The organism is Vibrio sp. 1562 (assembly GCF_033340155.1).
Classification (GTDB): Bacteria; Pseudomonadota; Gammaproteobacteria; order Enterobacterales; family Vibrionaceae; genus Vibrio; species Vibrio alginolyticus.
The window spans coordinates 1-1,259 of sequence record NZ_JAWOVY010000090.1 but is presented as its reverse complement, the minus strand read 5'-3'; the positions used below and the strand labels follow the sequence as shown (position 1 = coordinate 1,259).

The 1,259-nt window shown below is 47.3% G+C and carries 1 protein-coding gene; it reads left to right on the top strand.

Annotation, left to right across the window (positions count from 1 at the left end; all coding sequences use genetic code 11):
- On the top strand, positions 1–1,259 hold a 1,259-nt coding region (gene glnE, locus R7Z49_RS23365), incomplete at both ends, for a bifunctional [glutamate--ammonia ligase]-adenylyl-L-tyrosine phosphorylase/[glutamate--ammonia-ligase] adenylyltransferase (RefSeq protein WP_318112121.1).

The window sequence follows — 1,259 nt, the reverse complement described above, 5'->3', positions numbered from 1 at the left end:
ATGAAATCAATGATCAGCAGTGAAGTGCGACGTCGCGGTTTAACCAACAACATCAAGCTGGGTGCTGGTGGTATTCGAGAAATTGAGTTTATCGCGCAAGTTTTCCAACTGATTCGTGGCGGGCGAGAGCCATCTTTGCGCAATCGTGGCTTGCTCGAAACCTTAAATGGTATTGAGGAACTTGCACTGTTAACCCCGCAAGAAGTCAGCAATCTGGAAGCGGCATATAAATATTTACGCCAGCTAGAAAATCTACTGCAAGCAATGGCAGACAAGCAGACTCAAACGCTGCCCGATTGCGACATTGAGCGTTTAAAACTGGCAACTGCGATGCAGCTAGAGTCGTGGGAGCTGCTCATCGAACAAACTCAGCAGCACATGAATAAAGTGCATCAAGTATTTGAAACCTTGATTGGTGACGACGAAGAAGATGAGGGCAGCACGATTGCTCGTCATTTCCATGAATTATGGGATATGGCCAATAAACAAGATGTGCTAGAGCTGATTTTAGAGCAGGACATTCAAGTTGAAGAACCCGCCATATTCTCTAAAGCTATCATCAACTTTAAAGCCGACTTGGCCAAGAAAACGCTCGGCCCCCGTGGGCGAGAAGTCTTAAACCGCTTGATGCCAAAAGTGTTTGATGCGGTGTTTGCCCACCCAGATGCTCAATTTGGTTTACCGCGAGTGTTGCATTTACTACACAATATTTGCACGCGCACGACGTACTTAGAATTGTTGGATGAACACCCTGCCGCATTGGTGCAGTTAGTGCGCTTGTGTACCGCAAGTCCGATGATTTCCGAACAGTTGTCTCGTTATCCAATCCTTCTGGATGAGTTGATAGATCCTCAACAGCTGTACAACCCAATTCCACTCGATAGCTATCGCACTGAATTGCGCGATTTCCTTGCCCGTATTCCCGAAGATGATATGGAGCAGCAAATGGAAGCGCTGCGTCAGTTTAAGCAAATTTGTATTTTGCGTATCGCGGCGGCGGATATCGCTGGCGTGCTGCCAGTCATGAAAGTAAGTGACCACTTAACTTATCTAGCAGAAGCCATTGTTGAAGCGGTGGTCAGCCAAGCGTGGCTTCAAGTGTCTGAAAAATACGGCGAGCCAACACACGTGAAAGATCGTGAAGGCAAAGGCTTTGCCGTGATCGGTTATGGTAAAGTCGGTGGATGGGAGTTGGGCTACAACTCAGACTTAGATATCGTCTTTATGCACGACTGCCCAGTTAATGTATACACCGATGG